This window comes from uncultured Gimesia sp. (assembly GCF_937910335.1).
Taxonomy (GTDB): domain Bacteria; phylum Planctomycetota; class Planctomycetia; order Planctomycetales; family Planctomycetaceae; genus Gimesia.
In genome coordinates this window covers 1-18630 of sequence record NZ_CALEMX010000086.1, presented here as the reverse complement: position 1 = coordinate 18630, position 18630 = coordinate 1, and the positions used below count along the sequence as shown (strand labels likewise).

Annotated in this window: 12 protein-coding genes; 3 read left to right on the top strand and 9 right to left on the bottom strand. The window is 46.6% G+C overall.

The features are described from left to right. Positions 1–95: 95 nt before the first annotated feature. Together Q0668_RS03515 and Q0668_RS03510 are read left to right on the top strand one after the other, a co-directional pair. The gene (locus Q0668_RS03515) at positions 96–623 is read left to right on the top strand and encodes an HlyD family efflux transporter periplasmic adaptor subunit (RefSeq protein WP_298859987.1); all 528 of its coding nucleotides are present in this window, start codon (positions 96–98) and stop codon (positions 621–623) included. A gap of 211 nt (positions 624–834) precedes the next feature. Then, on the top strand, positions 835–2511 hold the full coding sequence (locus Q0668_RS03510) for a TolC family protein (RefSeq protein ID WP_298859985.1): 1677 nt from the start codon (positions 835–837) through the stop codon (positions 2509–2511). A gap of 33 nt (positions 2512–2544) precedes the next feature. Here the strand turns inward: Q0668_RS03510 and yaaA are convergent, their stop codons facing one another. From yaaA to Q0668_RS03475, 7 genes are all read right to left on the bottom strand, one after another. Next, complete coding sequence (gene yaaA, locus Q0668_RS03505; protein WP_298859983.1) at positions 2545–3333, bottom strand: peroxide stress protein YaaA; 789 nt, start codon at positions 3331–3333, stop codon at positions 2545–2547. Between the two features lie 128 nt (positions 3334–3461). Continuing rightward, positions 3462–4583, bottom strand: coding sequence for a hypothetical protein (locus Q0668_RS03500; RefSeq protein ID WP_298859981.1), 1122 nt, complete (start codon positions 4581–4583; stop codon positions 3462–3464). Between the two features lie 95 nt (positions 4584–4678). Continuing rightward, the gene (locus Q0668_RS03495) at positions 4679–5536 is read right to left on the bottom strand and encodes a hypothetical protein (RefSeq protein WP_298859978.1); all 858 of its coding nucleotides are present in this window, start codon (positions 5534–5536) and stop codon (positions 4679–4681) included. A gap of 60 nt (positions 5537–5596) precedes the next feature. Then, complete coding sequence (locus Q0668_RS03490; RefSeq protein WP_298859976.1) at positions 5597–7375, bottom strand: FG-GAP-like repeat-containing protein; 1779 nt, start codon at positions 7373–7375, stop codon at positions 5597–5599. Between the two features lie 13 nt (positions 7376–7388). Beyond that, entirely contained in the window at positions 7389–10382 is a 2994-nt protein-coding gene (locus Q0668_RS03485) for a PVC-type heme-binding CxxCH protein (RefSeq protein WP_298859974.1), read from the bottom strand. 76 nt (positions 10383–10458) lie between these two features. Beyond that, on the bottom strand, positions 10459–12939 hold the full coding sequence (locus tag Q0668_RS03480) for a c-type cytochrome (protein WP_298859972.1): 2481 nt from the start codon (positions 12937–12939) through the stop codon (positions 10459–10461). 82 nt (positions 12940–13021) lie between these two features. Then, positions 13022–13864, bottom strand: coding sequence for an endonuclease/exonuclease/phosphatase family protein (locus Q0668_RS03475; protein WP_298859970.1), 843 nt, complete (start codon positions 13862–13864; stop codon positions 13022–13024). 288 nt (positions 13865–14152) lie between these two features. On the opposite strand from Q0668_RS03475, the gene Q0668_RS03470 reads away from it, so the two are divergent. Further along, positions 14153–15781, top strand: a complete 1629-nt coding sequence (locus Q0668_RS03470; RefSeq protein WP_298859968.1) for a calcineurin-like phosphoesterase family protein — start codon at positions 14153–14155, stop codon at positions 15779–15781. Positions 15782–15821: 40 nt separating this feature from the next. Here Q0668_RS03470 and Q0668_RS03465 read toward each other — a convergent pair whose 3' ends face one another. Both Q0668_RS03465 and Q0668_RS03460 read right to left on the bottom strand, forming a co-directional pair. Then, positions 15822–16328: a hypothetical protein gene (locus Q0668_RS03465; RefSeq protein ID WP_298859966.1), complete on the bottom strand. Its 507-nt coding sequence runs from the start codon at positions 16326–16328 to the stop codon at positions 15822–15824. 177 nt (positions 16329–16505) lie between these two features. Beyond that, positions 16506–18630 (bottom strand): hypothetical protein (locus tag Q0668_RS03460; protein WP_298859964.1); only part of this gene is annotated, 2125 nt, incomplete at its 5' end.

Sequence of the window (18630 nt, the reverse complement as noted above, 5' to 3'; positions counted from 1 at the left end):
GGAATCAACCACTAAGGTAACAGGAATGTCAGATTAAGTCTTAACTATTACAGTTAAACACAGCCAATAATAAAATGCTTGAGATGGAAACGAAAGTGTCTCGTCAGGCAAATCAGATCGTTGAAGCGCCCTTTGATGGTTACATCGTGCAGATTACACCAAATCTCCGTACCGCTATCTTGAAAGAGGGTGACCCAATTTGCACCATCGTGCCTTATACGACTGATCGATCGGTACAAATCTGGCTCGATGGAAACGATGCACCACTCGTAGAACCAGGGAGGCATGTGCGACTACAGTTTGAAGGTTGGCCTGCAGTCCAGTTTGCCGGATGGCCCTCGGTTGCAGTCGGAACTTTTGGTGGAGATGTAGTTTCCGTTGATGCAACCGACAACGGAAAAGGAAAATTTCGTATTCTGATCAGACCCGATCCCACCGAACCGGATTGGCCTACAGGTCGCTTTCTAAGACAAGGTGTACGGACGAATTCCTGGGTTTTATTGAATCGAGTCCCCCTCTGGTATGAAGTCTGGCGAAATCTTAACGGTTTCCCACCGGTCATTTCCATGGGTGAACCTGGCCAGAAAAGCAATAAAAGGAAGTCACCCAAACTACCCAAGTGAAGTTGGGTGGTTTGGTATAAGTTTGCGGCCTTTATGGTTTGTTCTGAAAGTAACGGTCATTTATGTGATTCCGGTTATAAGGGCGCACTCAAGATGATTCCCTACCATTCTTTCTGCCGAATTTGACACTATCAGCGCTTCGTTTCTATTTAATATCAATGAGAGAGTACCCTCCATTTTCGGTACTTCTCGGATTTAAAGCGACAATGTAATGTTTCGAGTTTGGATTCCTTTGATAGCAGTATTGGCAGTCGGGTGTGCTGGAACACGACGAGATGTTTCAAATTCATCCCTCGAACCGTCAAATGCAGTTGCGCGCATCTCTTTGGATCCACAACCGACTAAATTAAATCCTCAAGGTAATCAGGAATTATTCGAGCAAAACGAATCAATAGAACTCATCTCCGCTGAAGCGGTAGAGAAACCGGCGGGCGCTGATCCATCTGAATCTTTGATCGTTGCTGAAAACAATTTTGATCAGATCCGTCCGATTCCACAAGTACCTCCCGCACCAGATCAGGATTTTAAGCCTGTTCAGAATGGAATCGTTCTCGAAGATGTAATCGACTCGGTCTATCAAAGCTACCCGCTTCTGGAAGCAGCCTTTTATTCACGCGATATTGTTTCGGGTGAGCGATTGTCAACTTTGGGTGAATTCGATCGTAAGTTTAAAGCTGGTACTGAAAATGGCCCACTTGGTTTTTATAAGACTTACCGTCAGCATATTGGTTTTATTCAACCACTCTATCAGGGTGGTGAAGTCTTTGCCGGATATCGAATCGGTCGCGGTAGTTTTCAACCTTGGTACCTTGAACGGCAGACAAATGAAGCGGGGGAATTCAAGGCAGGCATTTCTGTTCCCCTTTCACGCAATCGCGATATCGATAGCCGTCGTGCTGCGCTCTGGCGGGCTACTTTTGGTGTCAATGCAGTTGAACCCGACATTCAGGCCCAATTGATCAGCTTTGTGCAAGAAGGGTCCTACTATTATTGGGAATGGGTTGCTGCAGGAGCCAAACTTCAGATTGCAGATCAAATTTTGGATTTGGCTCTTAAACGAACAAATCGAATTCGCAGTCAGGTAAATGAAGGATTTCTTGATCCACCAGTACTCACTGATAACCTCAGATTGGTTGCTGAACGACAGGGCAAGCGTGCTTTTGCGGAACGCAAACTACAACAGGCGGCTGTTAAACTATCTCTGTTCTATCGTGATAATAATGGAAATCCATTGATTCCAGGTGCAGACATGTTACCTGTGTTTCCAGAGCTGGAAGTAGTCAATTCAGGGCGCCTCGAATTTGATGCAGAAACAGCGCTGGCCCAGCGACCAGAAATTGCAACGCTCGAATTCCTGCAGCGTCAATTGGATATTGACCATTCGGAAGCCATCAATGATATGCTACCCAACGTAGATCTTGTCATGGCAGCCTCTCAGGATGTTGGTTATCGCACAAGTTCGAAGAATGATAAAGGTCCCTTTGAGCTGGACGCATTGTTATTTGTGGATGTACCCATTGAACGCCGTAAGGCACGCGGGAAAATTCAATCTGTGAGTGGAAAAATCGCACAGCTGAATGCCAAACGGAAATTGACTGAGGAAAAAATCGTTGCCGATGTAGAGTCGGCCTATGCGGGTTTGATCGGTGCGTTTAAACAGGCACAACAAGCGGAAAAGGCAGTCGGATATGCGGAAGACCTGGCACGCCGCGAACGACAAAATTTTGAAGAAGGTTTATCGGACTTGTTGAAAGTCACGTTACGTGAACAATATGCAGTGGAATCTGCGGAAAAAGCGGTTGACGCCAAACTCTTGTATTATAAGGAACAAGCCGACTACAGAGCGGCATTGGCAGAAGATCAACTCCCCGATTTTGTGAGCGAATAATACATTCTCTCTAGGCCATATTCATCGCAGAGTTTATTTTCCGACTGGTGGCGGCTGAGGACGGGCGAAAACCAGTTTGTCTGCCTTCGATTCATCGGCCACGTATTCATAACCATCTACATGGAACTCAATGAGTTGCTCCGGTTTGTCAATCCGGTTTTGAATGATCCAGGCCGCCATTTTACCGCGTGCCTGCTTGGCAAACAACGCGATTGTACGTGACTTTCCCGCTTTGATTTCCTTGAATACGGGGGTAATGAGAGTGCCGTTTAAAACTCGCGGTTTGATCGCTTTGAAATATTCATTTGAAGCTAAATTGACCAGTGCTTTCTGCTTCTGTTTTGACAGAACTTCATTGAGAGCAGCGGTGATTTTCTCTCCCCAGAAATCATACAGCGAGGTGCCTCGGGGCGTTTTCAGACTCGTTCCCATTTCGAGTCGATACGCCTGCATCAGATCCAGCGGACGCAATACACCGTACAAGCCAGAGAGAATTCGCAGGTGATCTTGCGCAAATGTAAGATCGCGTGCCTTAAATTGGCTAGCGTTGAGACCCTGATAGACATCGCCGTTAAAAGTCAGAATTGCCTGTTTTGCATTTTTCGTCGAGAAGGGGCGTGACCATTGGGCGTATCGACTATGATTCAGTTCAGCCAGATTCTCACTGATTCCCATCAGATCGCTCAGCGATTTCTTAGACTTTCGTTTCAGCCTTTTAACGAGTGTTTCTGCTTCATCGAGAAATTCAGGCGTCGATAATTTGGACGTTTGTTTTTGCGAATCCAGATTCAGGGATTTTGCGGGAGAGAGCACAGTCAACATGGTCGCTATAGGTCCTTATGGGGGCGTTCGTATCCGCATTGTTTATAGAGGGCATATGTCAGATTGTCAACGAAAAGAAATCCACTCGCAAGTTTTCGAATCTGAGGAAGCAGGTGTGATTGATCAATCTACGGTTTGATTGTGCGGTAAAACTGAATCATCGCATCTACTTTGTCCGTCTGTTGATGCAGCGAACCCCAGCGAAATACCATGACACCGGTTGCAGGCTTTCGCGTACCGTGATCCAAAACTGCTTCGACCTGAGAAACAGGCACCGATTCTCCCCAGTCTGAGAGTTGCACGATCGGCCAGATTTTAAGCCGCTCGCCCGGTTGGCCTTGAATGCCGAGATGTTTACCCAGCCAGGCGGTCTGGCGCGAGATCCACGCCGGATCTTTTGGATGATTAAAGCGTGCGTGATAAGGCATAATGCTGAAGACATCGACGTATTGTGCCTGTGCTTTCAGATCAATGGCCAGTTTGTTCCGGAGTGCTCCGTTGAAATCCGTATCTGTCCAGGGGCAGTGAAATGTCCCCAAAAGGGCTTGGGGGCGTGTCTCATTGATGATGGAGCGAAACTCGCGCACCCAGTCTGTGAAGACATCACAGCGCCACTGTACCCACATTTTTTTCCGATTTCCTCGTAGTAGATTTCCTAGTTCAGATGTGGGTACATCGGGTAATTTAGTTTTGGATTCGCGCTGGAACTGTTTCAGGCAACGATTACAAAAACAGGTGTCAGGCATGTCGGGCTCCGCGCGTTCCCAACTGGCGTGACTATGATGGTAGTCGAGCCAGATGCCATCAATTTCAAATTCCTTGAGTACTCTGCGAAATTCATCCATGCGGTACTGACGATAGCCGGGATGAGTGGGGCAGATTCCCTGCCAGCCGTGAGGGGCCGGACAGACCTTTCCGTCCACGCCAACAGGAGCGGCATCAGGATGGTCTTTGAGGTAGTGGGCGACATGCATGGTATTGAATTCCGCAAAGACTTTCACGCCTTGTTTTTTCAATCGCGCGACACGTTCCTGCGTCAATCCTCCTGAACCCATAAAGATGGTGTTCACGCCCAACTCAGGTAGCGTCTTCTTCTGTTCTAATAATTGGGTAGGAGTGCCACCATAGATACCACGGATTTTGACATGTGGTCGTTTTTCAATCTGGGCGTCTACAGTCTGTAAAGACAACAGAGCCATCATCGTGATAACTGCCAGTGAAAACAAGATCCGGATCTGATGTCCTGCCATTAGAATTTCTCTCCTCAATAACCAGTGATTTACATATTTTAATCTATCGCGCAGGGATATATAGTTCAATCGGGCAGGGCGAAGAGCTGAAACCGTTATTGTTTCAACACGTCAGCGAGCCATTGGCGGACCCGGGTTCGCTCGGGGATGTCTTTTAAGACCCATTCGTCAGAATGATTGGGGTAGGGGATTGCCATGAATGTGAACTGCCCTTTTGAATTCGCTGCTTTGAGATACTGTTCTGTCGCGCGGGTACTGTTTTCCTGTGTGATGAATTGTGGGCGATTACCGAAGCGGGCCAGTCGTTTGTGTGCGGATGCAACATCACTATCGGGGTAATTCCATCTTCGAACACCATCGTAATGGCTATGGGGCAGCATGCCTTTCCAGAGTGATGCAATTTCGTCATCGCGCAAGCCAATATAGTTACAGGCAATCGCACCACGCGAAAAGCCGGTGAGAAAAACGGCTTTCGGATCGCCGCCGAATTCCTGGCAAATGCGTGCGACGGTCTGCTTACAGTAGTCGGCAGTCGCATCGGGGTCGCCCCACCACGTAATGGAATGTTTTCCGGTTTTGGGATCGACGAACGGCAGGCTGACCCAGATCATGCCTTTTCCGCCAGACAATCCATATCCCAGTTTACAGTCTTGAACACGTCCCTCACTACGATCATTGAGGGCATTGGAAAAACCGCCATTGCCCGGGTATTCCATGATCACCGGATATTTTCCGTCTGGTTTCCAATCCGATGGTAGATAGAGCGCGTGAGCGATTTCTGTTTTCTCAAAGCCGGAGTTTTGCTGCCAGACCCGTTTTCCAGGGAATGGTTTTTCATGAGTGACAGAGGGAACTTGCAAGTCGGAGGGCAGATTGTTGAGGTTCTCTGGTTCCGCTGCAGATAAACTGACAAGATGAAAGACGACGCTTAAGACAGGTATTAAATAGTTCACAAAACTGATTCCGATCATTTTATATATTAACACCTTATAATTTAACACCGTAAAAAAACTCTAATCCACTTCCCGTTCAAATGAGAGTGAGTAAGAGTCAAGTATTGGCGTGAAAGAGGGATCTTTCGTTGAAAGAATAAATTCGAGGGAAACCGGTTCATCCAATCGGATTTTAGAACCATTTGCGACATGAGAACGTATCTTTTTCCCCATTTTATTCAATACGTTCACTTCAATTGATGTTTGATCTGACGTTCGAGCATGATAACTCAATTGATGAAACAGACAGTGGGGAGGGGGGGTGAGCAGTTCTGTCGTAAACTTTCCTGACGAGCGATATTTGTTTGCTTGCTTTTTTAAAACCAGATTGTCTGTTAAATTGACGACGCCTGTTTTGGTACCACGGTAGATGAAATAGGAATCTTCGAATGCCCAGGGAACAACATTCAGTCGCTGATAGTTGCGACGACGTTGAAAATTTTCTGTATTGGGACCAAGTCCTCGAGTTTTTATAATATCTAAGCCGCCACTTCCCGAGATGATCAATTCCAGAAAAGGATCATTGTCAATATTGCAGACAAACGCATCGCCCCAGTAGCGTGGCGAGCCGACATCGTACTGGTCTAAAATTACACCTTCAGCCGAGAGAGCAAAGACAATGCCGTTCGCTTTCTTTATACTACCTGTGACTTTACCGGCTTGATCAAAATACCCGCCATTGGTCAGTGCAATAATCTCCATTTCCTGGTCGCCATTCACATCACATAAAATCGGCGTCAAATAAGCATGCGAGTTCTGATTCTTGAGTTCGGGACGCAGGTTCTTGCGCCATTTGACATGACCTTTTGAGTCCAGGCAATATACTTCGTTGTCAAATGTCATACCGACGATTTCCACTTCTCCATCATGATCCAGATCAACCACGTTGGGTGAATCTTCACCGCTCAAACCTGGTGTCTTCCAAAGTAATTTACCATCGGTTTCAAAGGCGTAAATGGCGTCGTGAGCATCATCTCCCGCATAATTATCAACCGACTTGATGATTTCAACCTCTCCGTCACCATCGATATCTACCAGTACCGGATCTGCGCTCGATGCGTTATCGTTAGTCTTGAACGACCAATGGCTGTTCAATGTAATCGCATCAATGCGGTGCAAGACTCCCTTCTTGCCGCGCGAATCGTCGCCTGAGCCTGCGAAAAAATCCCATCGACCATCTCGGTCCACGTCCATTGCCGAGGTGTGACAGCCACATTGAACCCAATTAGAACGTCGTTGCGTGAGTTCCAGGTCCGCCATATTCAGTCGTATGAGAAACTTTGACCGCGAGCCGAACAACCCATCAAGCTGGCCATCACCATCGGCGTCAACGATCACGGCCGAATTTCCGAGCTTGAAGTCATTCGAATCCCACTGTCGAAGTACCTTCCCATCATCGTCGAGTACATACAGACGTCCGGGACTGGAAACAGTATAAAGAATTTCCATCTTACCGTCGCCATCCAGATCGAAAGCAGAAAGACTCTGTTGATCTCCGGCAAATTTCTTGCTCCAGAGAACAGAACCATCACTGGCATTCAGCATTTGTAATGTTTTTGTTTTCCGTGAGGCGAACAACAACTCGCGCAGACCATCGTTGTCAAAATCAACACAGACTTGTGAGTTACAAAAACTCAGATCCGATTTTTGGTATTTGAGTTTGAAGAGTTTGTCTTTTTTAGTTTTCTGAGAGGACTCTTTCTTCAATTTGAGCTCAAGAGCCGGTTCGAATGCGCGGGCGCAGGTCGTTGTTACCATCTGTGTAAATCCCAGGATGATTAACAGTATATAACGGCACACGAATCATAATCTCCTATTCTTTAACAGGTCCATTACCTTGCAGATAGCTAAATAAATCTCGCAAATCCTGATCTTTCAACTGTTTTAATACATCTTCTGGCATGATGGAAACGGTGGTGTTATTAATCTCTTCGATGTCGTCTCGTCGAATTATAGATTGTTCATTTTTGTTATTTGCCAATACGATCTGGGCTGGAGTTTCTTTAAGAATGATACCAGTCAGAACACGCCCATCACTCGTGAGAACAACAGAGGGTACGAATTCTTTTCGAATGAACGCATTGGGGTTGATGATACTTTCCAGCAGATAATTCAGATCTTTTCGGTTTGCCGTCGTCAGGTCAGGTCCGAGTTTTTTGCCTTCACCGAATAATTGATGACAGGTTGAACAATGTTTTGTGAAAAGTTCACGGCCACGTTTCAGATCACCGCCGGTTTTGAGATTAAATCTGACGCGTCGAATTTCGGTAATTTTCTGTTCGGCTGTGCTGCTATTAATTCGACCCCAGTGTTTGATGATGAGCGCAGTGATCGATTTGTCATTATAGGCAGTCAGTGTAGTTAATTCGCCTAGCGTCACTTCACCGGCATCATACACGCCTTTGTCAATTTCTTTGAGAAACTGGTTTGCCGAACGTTTACGTGCAAATAAAACTTGGCGAGCACGAGATCGTGTAGCACTGTCGTATTGATTATATTCACGTAGTAATGAATCAATTATGCGATGGTCATCGTATCGGGCCAGGGCGTCCATTGCAGCCTGTCTGATCCAAACTTTTTGTTCTGGTTTAAGCAGAGGTAACAAGGACTCAATGCATGACGCGTCACCAAATTGGCGCAAGAGATTGAACATAGAGACCCGCTGTTCCTTCTTGGCGTGATCGCTGGTGATGACTTGCAAGGCATGATTTGTCACCAATGGGTTTCCCAGTCGACCATTCAATTCTAAGAGGGTCAAGTTTTTCGGCTGCTTCCTCCATTTGTCAATCAACCATTGCTTGAAGTCTGCGGGTATACGATCCGCGAGTCGTTTTTTCTCATTTGGATTTATGCGAGCCATCGCCAGGCCTGCATCCAGTGACGATAACATGCTCTGCTCCAGTTTAGCTGAAGGGGCACTTTCAACGATCTGCTTACACACAGCTAAAGTGCGTGGCGTCGCCTCAGCCGCCAGGCGTTGTGTGAGTCGATTGAGAATTTCATCGCGTATCAATGGCTGTTGCCAGACACTTTTATCGACGAATCGTTGTTCGATATCGTCGATGGCATCCACCGCATGTTGCTCCACAGCCCACCATAGTAAGAGCGGGATGTGTGGGTCCTTTTGGTCTTCGTTTCTCAGCAATAAAGTATGTGCGATAGACACGCCATGGCTGGCGGGGATGCGGACAGCAGTGCTGGCCAACTGGCTGCGAACCTTCGCGCTGGAATCACTTTTGGCCAATTGTTCAAATCGTGTCAGAATCTGAGGAGAAACTGTCGGCTCATCTCCTATCAACCGAACCGCCCAGGAACGCACGTCTTCATTTTGATGATTGAGTGCCTGCAGTGCCGTCTGCTCGTTCAAGCCTCCCGTTGCTGCCAGTGTCCAGAGCGAGTTCAAGACGAATTGATCATCTTTGCTTTCCCGGATCTGCTTTCGTAATGGGGGCCAGATGCTCTTGTCGCCTCGCGCGACCAGCTCACGACGGGCTGCACGCACATACCATTCGTTGGTCTGTTTTAGCAGCTTTCTCAATTGATCGTTGGTTAAGTTCGCGAGATTAACTGGTTTTTGAGAAGCAATCCCTTTGGCTTGCAAGCGAAAAATTCGTCCATTCGAACGATCCCAATTAGCATCCGGGTTCGGGTGTGCGGTGCGCTTATCATGCCAGTCTGAAAAATAGACTGCGCCATCCGGTCCCACCGTTAAATCATTGGGTGCAAACCAAGTATCATTGGCTTTGACCAGTTCTCCTCCATGCTGACTGCGAAAAGAGGTCCCGTCCTGAGTTAACGTATGGAAGTGAATCTCGTGTGATAATAAGTTAGTACTGATATACTTGTTGCGCATGTGTGCGGGAAAGGTATCGCCTTGATAAACTGTGCCCCCCACGGTCACATGACCGCCTCGAAAGTTTTTGTGTGGGATGTGATTGAAATAGCCAAACGTAAAGGGATTTCTAAGTGGGCCATGTTTACTGAACTGTTTCCAATAGTAAGCACCTTGCACCATATGCAGCATGGTAAACCCACCAACGTTGGTACTAGCCAAAAGGTTTCCATGACGATCAAAATCCAACCCCCACATATTGCCGCCACCTTCGGCGAACAACTCAAACTTTTTTGAGACAGGATGATATCGCCAGATGGCTTGCACAAACTTAATGTCACGAATCACAGCAGTGACCGTACTGCCCTGGCATCCATACAACCAACCATCCGGACCGAATATGAGCGAATTGGCGACCGAGCTGGCATCATCCATGCCGAACCCCGTTAGTAAAACTTCCGGATCACTGTCGGGAATATCGTCGCCATTACGATCGGGATAAAAAAGTAAGTAGGGAGCCTGCAAAACATAAACGCCTTTGTGCCCGAACGCAAATCCCGAAGCAAGGTTTAAGCCGTTCACAAAGTCTTTTGCATGGTCCATTAAACCATCGCCATCGGTGTCTTCGAGAATTGTCAACCGATCTGCCCCTTTGGGACCATGTGGAGGCGGCTTGGGAACGCGGTCGTATTGGGAGCGCGTATGTTGATCAACCTTCACCCGTTTCAGCCCGGCTGGATTTGGATATTGCAAATATTGAATCACCCAGAGTCTTCCACGACCATCAAAGTCAATGGCCACGGGTTGTCGAACTAAAGGCTCCGAAGCAACGAGCTTAACCTCGAAGCCATCTGACACCGTCATTTGCGATGCTGCTTTCTCTGGCGAAACACCTTGTGCGAAGATTGAGACAGTTGGCCAGTACAAGAAAACCGTGAGCAAAATCAGGAGAGATCGAAATGAACGGGAATACATATTTTCTATCCTCAACTTGCTGATAGCGACGAGTTTTCTGCTAAGGCTTGCATCTAGCGTAACCAGTAGAAAAAATTTATTTTGTTTGGTTTTGAAAAATGGTGTGTAATGGGTCTCCACCCGATTTCAGGTACGCCAGAAGGTCAAGAATTTCCTCTTTGGTGAGTACATTGATCAGACTTACTGGCATCGGTGATGTTCGGGACAGGACGGATTCTTCAATCTCCTCTCGGGCAATCGGAACCGTTGTCTGCTTGATCGGATCTGTTTCAACAGTGATGGTAGTTTTGCTGACTCCAACCGGTCGACCGGTTACAATTTTTCCATTCGTCAGTAAATACATCGTATAAAGGTATTTAGGGTCCATTACTTTGGAAGGTTCAATGATCGATTCTAGAATGGCGCGACCATCAAAGCGTTTACCGACATTCGTTAGATCAGGACCAACCTGTGCTCCTGTGGAACCAATGCGATGGCATTTCAGACAATTGGCTGCCAACAGTGCCTGTCGCCCGTTCTTATAGGATCGGTTGACTGTGAGTGTATCCAGATGTGGTTCAAGATCTTTCAGAACCCATTCCTGAACGGTGGGGCGTGCAGGAGTGGTCTCTTCCTCGACGAGTGGTTTATCGAGGGCTGCAATCTCTGGACTGAATTGTTTCCGTTCCTGTTCCGTGAGCGTTTTCAGAAAGTCTTCACGGATATCGCGCAGTCGTTCGGTTAGTTGTTTACCACCATAGAAGCCGCGAGCCTGTGCTAACCAGGCAAGGAATGTTTGTTGGTGTTCTTTTTTCCAACGCTGTTTTGCAAAAGTCAGTGTTTGCGCTGCCCGGATTTGTTCTTCCTGTGTCGTATTGCCTGCGAGCAGATTAACTGTTTTAGGGACGATTGTTTCATCGTTTAAATAGACCAGTAGTTCACAGAGCATATGATTGGCACTCGTCGTGGCATGTGGAAATAGTGGCCGTAAGCGTTGCTTGATCGTATTGGCCTGTTCTCCGGTTGGTGGTCCCAGGCGAATGAAGCAGAGCTGATAAGCACGCAAGAGAGCGAGAAACTGTTGTTGATTTAACTTATTGATATCAATTTGATTCAGCGCTGTCAGTACGGCACTGTGGTCGCTGGCTGTCCCTTTTCGACTTAAGGCAATCAGACCGGCGATCGCAGCGGTTGGCTGTGATTCTGTAAGTGCCCGTTTCCGCCATTGAGAGACATCCTGATTTTCAATGGCACGGCGTGCAGCAAAACGTAGCCAGCGATCTTCACTCTTAAGATGTGACCAGAGCTCGTCGATGTTGGCGTCTTTTTGAACGTGAAACACTTCGATCTCACGTCTAAGTTTTCTTGCAGCTGCTGATTGTCTCTTTAACGGTTCACTGATTATGGGGGCAATCGATTTAGTGTCTGTATTGGGATCGGGTTTCACGCGGTATAAACCTGACTGGGAACCGCGCCCGCCTGTAATGAAATACAACGCACCATCTGGCCCAAACTGCATATCGCAGACGTTAAGGGGGCCTCCTTCCAGGAAGGATTCGTAGCGACAAATGTAACTGGCACCATCTGGAATCAGGTCAACCAGCAGGATTCGACCATTTTGCCAGTCGGCGATATACATGGCGTTTTTGAATCGCTCGGGGAATTGGCTCTCTGTTCCGAAGATCAGGCCCGTGGGTGAGCCTAGTCCTGTATCTAATGTTGTGGGGAGACTGTCTGCATAATATTCGGGCCATTTTCCCGTACCCCAGCGCCAGCCATATTCACCACCCGGGATGACATGGTTGATGCGCGTCGGTCTGTACCAGGGTTGGCCGATATCCCATTCCATGTCGGCGTCCCAGGTAAACATTTCTCCCTCTTGATTGAAGGCTAGATCCACTTGATTACGAAAGCCACCTGCCAGAATTTCCCATTTTTTTCCTTCCGGGTCAGTGCGCAAAATAGAACCTACGCGATTGTCTTGACCCTTGTCATGAGGGTTGGGCAGCAGGTGATCATTTTGAGGATCGCGGTAGGGAGAATCAGGTGAGGCCCCTTCCGGAAACGTGACATCGTTTCCAACCACTAGATAAATTTGTTTGTCAGGTCCGAGCACGATCTGGTTACTGCCATGCCCGAAGCGACTATGGTATTCCATTGTTTTCAGGAGTTTCATTTGATCGAATTGATCATCGCCGGTGGTATCTTTGAGTCGGTAAAAACCGTTGCCGTTCGTGGCACTGACATACAGGCTGTTATGAGCATACAACACGCCCCTGCAATGTTTGAGAGTATTTTCTAGCTTCTCGAATTTGACTTTGGAAGGATCGGAATTGAGAGTAAGTCGTCCGATTCCGACATCATCCAGTCCCAGAATCAACCGTCCCCGATTATCGAAAGTCATACTGATCCAGGAACTTTCGCCTTTAGTTGCAGAACGCAACAATTCGACTTGAAATCCGGGTTGAACACGAATCGAACTGACGGGGGTCGCCGCCGGTTCGGCAAAGGCAGCCAGATTAACAAAACAGAGAAGTAATAAGGTGAATGACAGAGTGATCCAGTTCAGGCTTCTCATCACATCATCTCCGAGTTGATTTTCAAAATTAGGCCGGGGATAAGAAATCGAGTCTTTTCATTTCCTCTGATACCAGTCGATATCATTTTTGCTTCAATTTCAAAATCGCAAAAACCGGACAGTGATCTGACGCCATCGGTTCTGCGATGACTTCCGATTTTACCATTTCGAATCGTGAGGCAGTTCGATAGAAAATATAATCGATACGTGATCTTGGTTTTGTTGAAGGAGCCGAGGGGGATGCCGCTTTGTCGATGGCATTGGTCCATTGTTTAAGCAAAATCTTAATCGGTTCAGAATCTGGTTTGGCGTTCATATCGCCTGCCAGAATCGTGGGAATGTTGTCACTGGTTGCGAAATGTTTGTTGATAGCTTTGGCTTCGGCCACACGATCTTCAGGCACATTATGTTGGAAGTGCGTGCTGATGAACTTGAGTGGTTTGTCACCAGGGCCACGCACGGTAACGGCGATCGCGGCGCGAGGGTATGTGACAAGCTTTGGAGTACTTTCGGTATAAGGCAGCGGTTGAATCATCACATCAAGAATCGGTAAACGTGTCAGGACGGCGTTTCCAAACAGGCCTCCTTCATAGTGTTGTGTGGGACCAAAACGGACCGCCATACCTGTGAGTTCTGCCAATCGTTGTGCTTCATGCACGCGCCCCGATCGTTTAACACCCACGTCTACTTCCTGTAGCGCCACTAAGTCTGGCTTGGTACGTTCAATTACCTTTGCCAGCCGTTCTACATCATATTTTCCATCATTTCCCTGTCCGTAGTGAATGTTGTAACACAATATTCGCAACGTGTCGGTCTCTTCTGCACCGTGTGCACCGGTGGAGAGAAGGCAGGCAATGGCAAACACGCCGCTCCACCGTATCGTTTGAAACAGATAGCGCACATTGAAAAGATAATCGTTCTGCATGTTGGTTGCCTCCTGAGTGAATGCAGTATTGTTTGTATTTCGTGCTCTTTCCAGGGAGGATAGAGCGGCATGTTCAAGTATTTACTATGAAAGAACCGTTCTCCTACGTCAATAGTTCACTTGATATAAACCATGATTGAACAATCTTTGTAGTTTCTGGTGTCTTGTCATCCCGGGGAATCCTCTGTTACATTCTAAGAACAATTACAATTTGGGTTTTGCATCTGCTCTGACGAGCATAACATGTTAAAAGTCGCTTAGGATGGTTTTGTAATATAAGGGAAACAAATGACTCGATTACCATTGATGAAAGTTCTGCTGATTGTACTTCTATTCACCTCTTATCAGAGAAGCGGGCAAGCGGAATCAAAAAAAGAAATTAAGCAACAGGCTACCGGTTATGTTTTTCACGATGCGAACAATAATCGTAAACGGGATGCGGGGGAGCAGGGGTTAGGCTGTGTTCGCGTATCCAATGGCCGTGAGATCGTCTGCACGGACGAAAATGGTTTATATCAATTACCGGTTACAAACGATACGATCCTGTTTGTGATCAAACCCCAGGGATGGCGAACGCCGCTGAGCAAGACTCTGACACCAGAATTCTATTACATCCATAAACCAAAGGGCTCGCCGAAATCAAAGTACGCTGGAGTCAAGCCGACAGGGCCGCTGCCTGCTTCAGTCGATTTTCCACTCTACCCTCAGAAAGAACCCGCTCAGTTCAGGGCCATCTTTTTTGGAGATCCACAGCCACGTGATCAAACGGAAATCGATTATATCGCTCACGATGTCATCGAAGAGCTCGTCGGCACTGATGCAGCATTCGGTGTGACTCTCGGCGATATTTTATTCGATGATCTTTCTTTATTCGAATCGCAGGCACGAGGTATCGCGCTGTTGGGAATTCCCTGGTACAATGTGATTGGTAATCACGACATTAATTACGACGCTCCGAACGACAAGTTGAGTGATGAAACGTTCGAACGTGCATTTGGCCCTGCTTATTACTCGTTTGACTATGGAACAGTCCATTTTGTTGTACTTGATAACATTGAATGGATCGTTCCGGAAAAAGGTAAGAAAGGGAAATACCAGGGCGGGTTGGGCAAAGAGCAGATTGAGTTTGTCAAGAACGATTTGGACCAGATTCCCGAAGATCAACTGGTTGTATTAATGATGCATGTTCCTCTGATCGATACAAAAGATCGACAGGAGTTGTATCGGCTCATTGAAAAACGCCCGTTTTGTATGTCGATTTCAGGACACACTCATCATCACGAGCATCGTTTCATCACAAAAGCGGACGGCTGGCTTGGTCCGAAACCACATCATCACGTCATCAACGTAACGGTTAGTGGTAGCTGGTGGTCCGGCTCTCCCGATGAACGAGGCATTCCTCATACCGTGATGGCCGACGGCGCTCCCAATGGTTACTCTCTCATCCGCTTTGACGGGAAGGAATATAATCTTGACTTCCGGGCTGCAGGCCGACCTGCCGACTACCAGATGAATATTATTGCTCCTGAAGAAGTCGTCGTCAGTAAGTTGTCAGAAACGGTCATATATGTCAACGTATTTAATGGTTCGGAACGTTCGAAAGTCGAAATACAGATCGGAGCGGGAGGGTCCTGGGTTCCAATGCAATATAAGCCTGGCATAGATCCCAGCTTCAAAAAGCTATCTGAAACAGAGAATGCCGTGAAAGAGAAGAGTTATCGCAATCTTCCGAAACCGAAAATCTCACCGCACCTCTGGAAGGCGAAATTGCCTGCTGGATTGAAACCCGGTACCCACCTTTTACGGGTTCGCACAGTGGAGTTAGATGGTGACAAACACCAGAGTGGCCGTGTGATTCGCGTACTTCCGGCAAAATCAGTCGCAAAAACCGCCGCCACGAGTTTAAAAGAGAAATAAGTTTTACACTGGTTTCACTCAAGAGCAGGGGGATGCGAAATTATTTCGTATGCCCCTTTTTTAATGCAGCAAAATTCAATTGAAGTTTCCTGCCGCTCTCAGATATCAAAACTTTGTTGACTTTTTTATGACAGGAAATGCATGTCATCGTTAAATGCAGGTAACTGAGCGAAGCACCGTCAATATTTTTCGCTTTGGCGAACTTGATGACCTGTTTGGCAGCGGAACGGAACTCTTCACTCTGTCGCGCAAAAATGGGACCTTCGATGACTTGCCATTCTGTGGCATTGCTCATCTGGATCATCTTCTTGGCTCCTTTCTGCATGAGATCGAAATCCTCCGTCATGAGCCCTTCCAAAACGAGCTGAGAACTTGTGAGTTTTTCTCGCATGAATTTGCTGAGTTTTTTCTCACCATTGGCGTCATTCAGACTATTGCTCTTGGATTTCGCCGGGTCAACAGCATGAGCTACTTGCGGTTCTTCATGGCCGGCACCCAGTCCTAAGAACAGGGAACAACAGATCAATAAATAGAGAGTTTTGTGCATGAGATGGTCCTTATTTTCGGTTAATAGTCGAACAATCTGGTTTCGGCACCAAAACAGGATATCGACATCCTGTATTGTAGAGTAATCCCGGTCAGGAAAGCAATCCAGATTTAGCGATGAGCGCAGATTCTTAGAAAGCTGTTTTCCACGATGGGGCAGATCATTTTGTTCAGAGCCTTATTCCGGCAATTGCGTTTCACCGGGAAGCATGGAAAGATTTTTATCATGAGGAATAAAATAAGGTATGGATTCTGCCATCAATCTGTTTTGTAGTCCCTCAAACATTTGTTTTCGGGCTTCTTCCGCGGTGGCATCCCGCAAAATGAGAAAGCGGGGGTTGACCAATGCCTGTTTCGTCCAGAGTGTTCTTTTCGTTTTTTTTTCAATCCAGGAAAGTTTAAAGGCTGCTGCCGTTGTTTGCAGTGACTGTCCTGTTGCAGTTCGTCCCAGAGGGTTTCCGGGGGTCGGTTTTCCGCGTTTGGTCATTTGTAATTTATTGCCTTCTTGTTCTCCGTATTCAAGTTTGAATACAATGGGCTGATTGGGAACCACTTTGAAACCTTCTGACTCCAGTCGTTGCCTTATTACATCCCTGAGAATGCTTTTGACTTCTTCCTCATTGCTAAATTTGACCTTTGCAATTTTTACATCAATACTGACTTGTTTTCCTGCACTTAAAATCGCTTCGCCCTCGCTCTGATAAGCGGCCAGACTGTCTGCGATCTTCTTTTCCGGGAGTGGCACGGAAACCAGCTTTGGTTTTGTTTTTAAACGTAGTTGTCCGCGTGCGTCTGTTAATGCACTGTCGGTTCCAGCAAGAATGTAGTGGGGAGTGATGTATAGTTTGTTTCGCATAATAACATTTGGCACGGGGTGATACAGCCAGACATTCCGTTTACTCTGGCGATCAACGAGCAGTGCGCCATATAACAGGAAGCTGTTTCCCGACGGGGTCAGGATGAGTTTATTACCCTCATATGCAGGTTCGCTAAATACCTTATCTAAACTTCCTGCAGCTTCATATGCTTTGGTAGATTTCCCCGTTTCTAAATCTATCAGCCAGACTGAAGTTACCATAGACATATTCACAAGTAACCCCAATTGTTTACCGTCAACAGAAAATTGCATTGATGACAGGATCGGATACTTTTCAGTCGGGTCTAAATAGTCTTTAATATCGAGCAGGCGGATCATTTTCAGGGAGGTTAGGTCATAGACAAACAGCTTGTTGACGGTACTTGATATCAGGTATTTACCACCGGGGCTGATCGCATAATTCGAGTCAAAAAATTCGCTCGATTTGACCTCATTTTCTTTCAGAAGTTTACCTGATGTGAGGTCCCATAGTTTTAAAATCGTTTTGTATTGATTACCTTCTTTGCGAATGATTTTTGCAAAGGCTTTGTCTGAACCGCAAATTTCATAAATCGAAACGGATGACTTTGTCTTGTCAGCCTCCCATTCTGCTAATTTTTCCCCCGTTGTTATACTCCAGCTTGTCAGTTTGGGAATCTTGGTATCTCTTGTAACGATAGACAAGATGAAAGATTTCCCGTCTGAACTCATCTTGATTTTGTGAGAAAGTAAAATCCAGTTTTTGTCGATATTGATTGAAACTTGTCCTATTATTTTTTCTGTTGCCAGATTCCAGAAATCAACTTTAAAAGGTCGAGGATTTGTATATCGTAATCCTACAAAAGGGCTGAACGTATTTGGTTGAATGAAATCTTTTCGGACGTTTTTTAAATCGATTTTCAGCTTGGAAGATTCAGGCCATTTTGTGACAACAGAGGGAGCATCCACTAAGGAGATCCACTTTTGGCTGGATGAACCGTTTGTTGCGCTCTTCTTAGCGTTTATCGCCTTCTGTTTCTCGCTCAGCACCTTAGCGCGATCGAGATTGGTTTTCATGCTTTGGGCAATCTTTTGTTTTTCCTCTTTCGTCTCTGCTTTTTGGATTGCTTCTGATTTTTCTTTCAGGTCTGTCGCAATTTGTTTCATTTCCTGATTTATATCGACCTCGTTCTGTTTTTTATCGCCAAATAATCCGCCGACGAGGGTGTAGGACACATAAAATGCAATCCCGAATGCGCACACACCGGCAATAATGGTAATCGGGTTGTTCGAGTTGCCTTGTTTTTTCTTATTTTTTGATGAGCCCGTTTTCTTTTTCTTGCGTGAAGGACGTACGGGCGCTTCAGATTCTTCATACGAGTCATCCAGAAAGTCATCATCGCCTGACGGTACACGCATTTTTGAACCACAGGATTTACACTTCAGAACCTGCCCGGCTCGATCATCC

Excerpts from the sequence above, each read along its gene's own strand:
- Q0668_RS03510 (WP_298859985.1), top strand. The coding sequence starts at position 835 with ATGTTTCGAGTTTGGATTCCTTTGATAGCAGTATTGGCAGTCGGGTGT.
- yaaA (WP_298859983.1), bottom strand. The coding sequence starts at position 3,333 with ATGTTGACTGTGCTCTCTCCCGCAAAATCCCTGAATCTGGATTCGCAA.
- Q0668_RS03500 (WP_298859981.1), bottom strand. The coding sequence starts at position 4,583 with ATGGCAGGACATCAGATCCGGATCTTGTTTTCACTGGCAGTTATCACG.
- Q0668_RS03485 (WP_298859974.1), bottom strand. The coding sequence starts at position 10,382 with ATGTATTCCCGTTCATTTCGATCTCTCCTGATTTTGCTCACGGTTTTC.
- Q0668_RS03480 (WP_298859972.1), bottom strand. The coding sequence starts at position 12,939 with ATGAGAAGCCTGAACTGGATCACTCTGTCATTCACCTTATTACTTCTC.
- Q0668_RS03475 (WP_298859970.1), bottom strand. The coding sequence starts at position 13,864 with ATGCAGAACGATTATCTTTTCAATGTGCGCTATCTGTTTCAAACGATA.
- Q0668_RS03470 (WP_298859968.1), top strand. The coding sequence starts at position 14,153 with ATGACTCGATTACCATTGATGAAAGTTCTGCTGATTGTACTTCTATTC.
- Q0668_RS03465 (WP_298859966.1), bottom strand. The coding sequence starts at position 16,328 with ATGCACAAAACTCTCTATTTATTGATCTGTTGTTCCCTGTTCTTAGGA.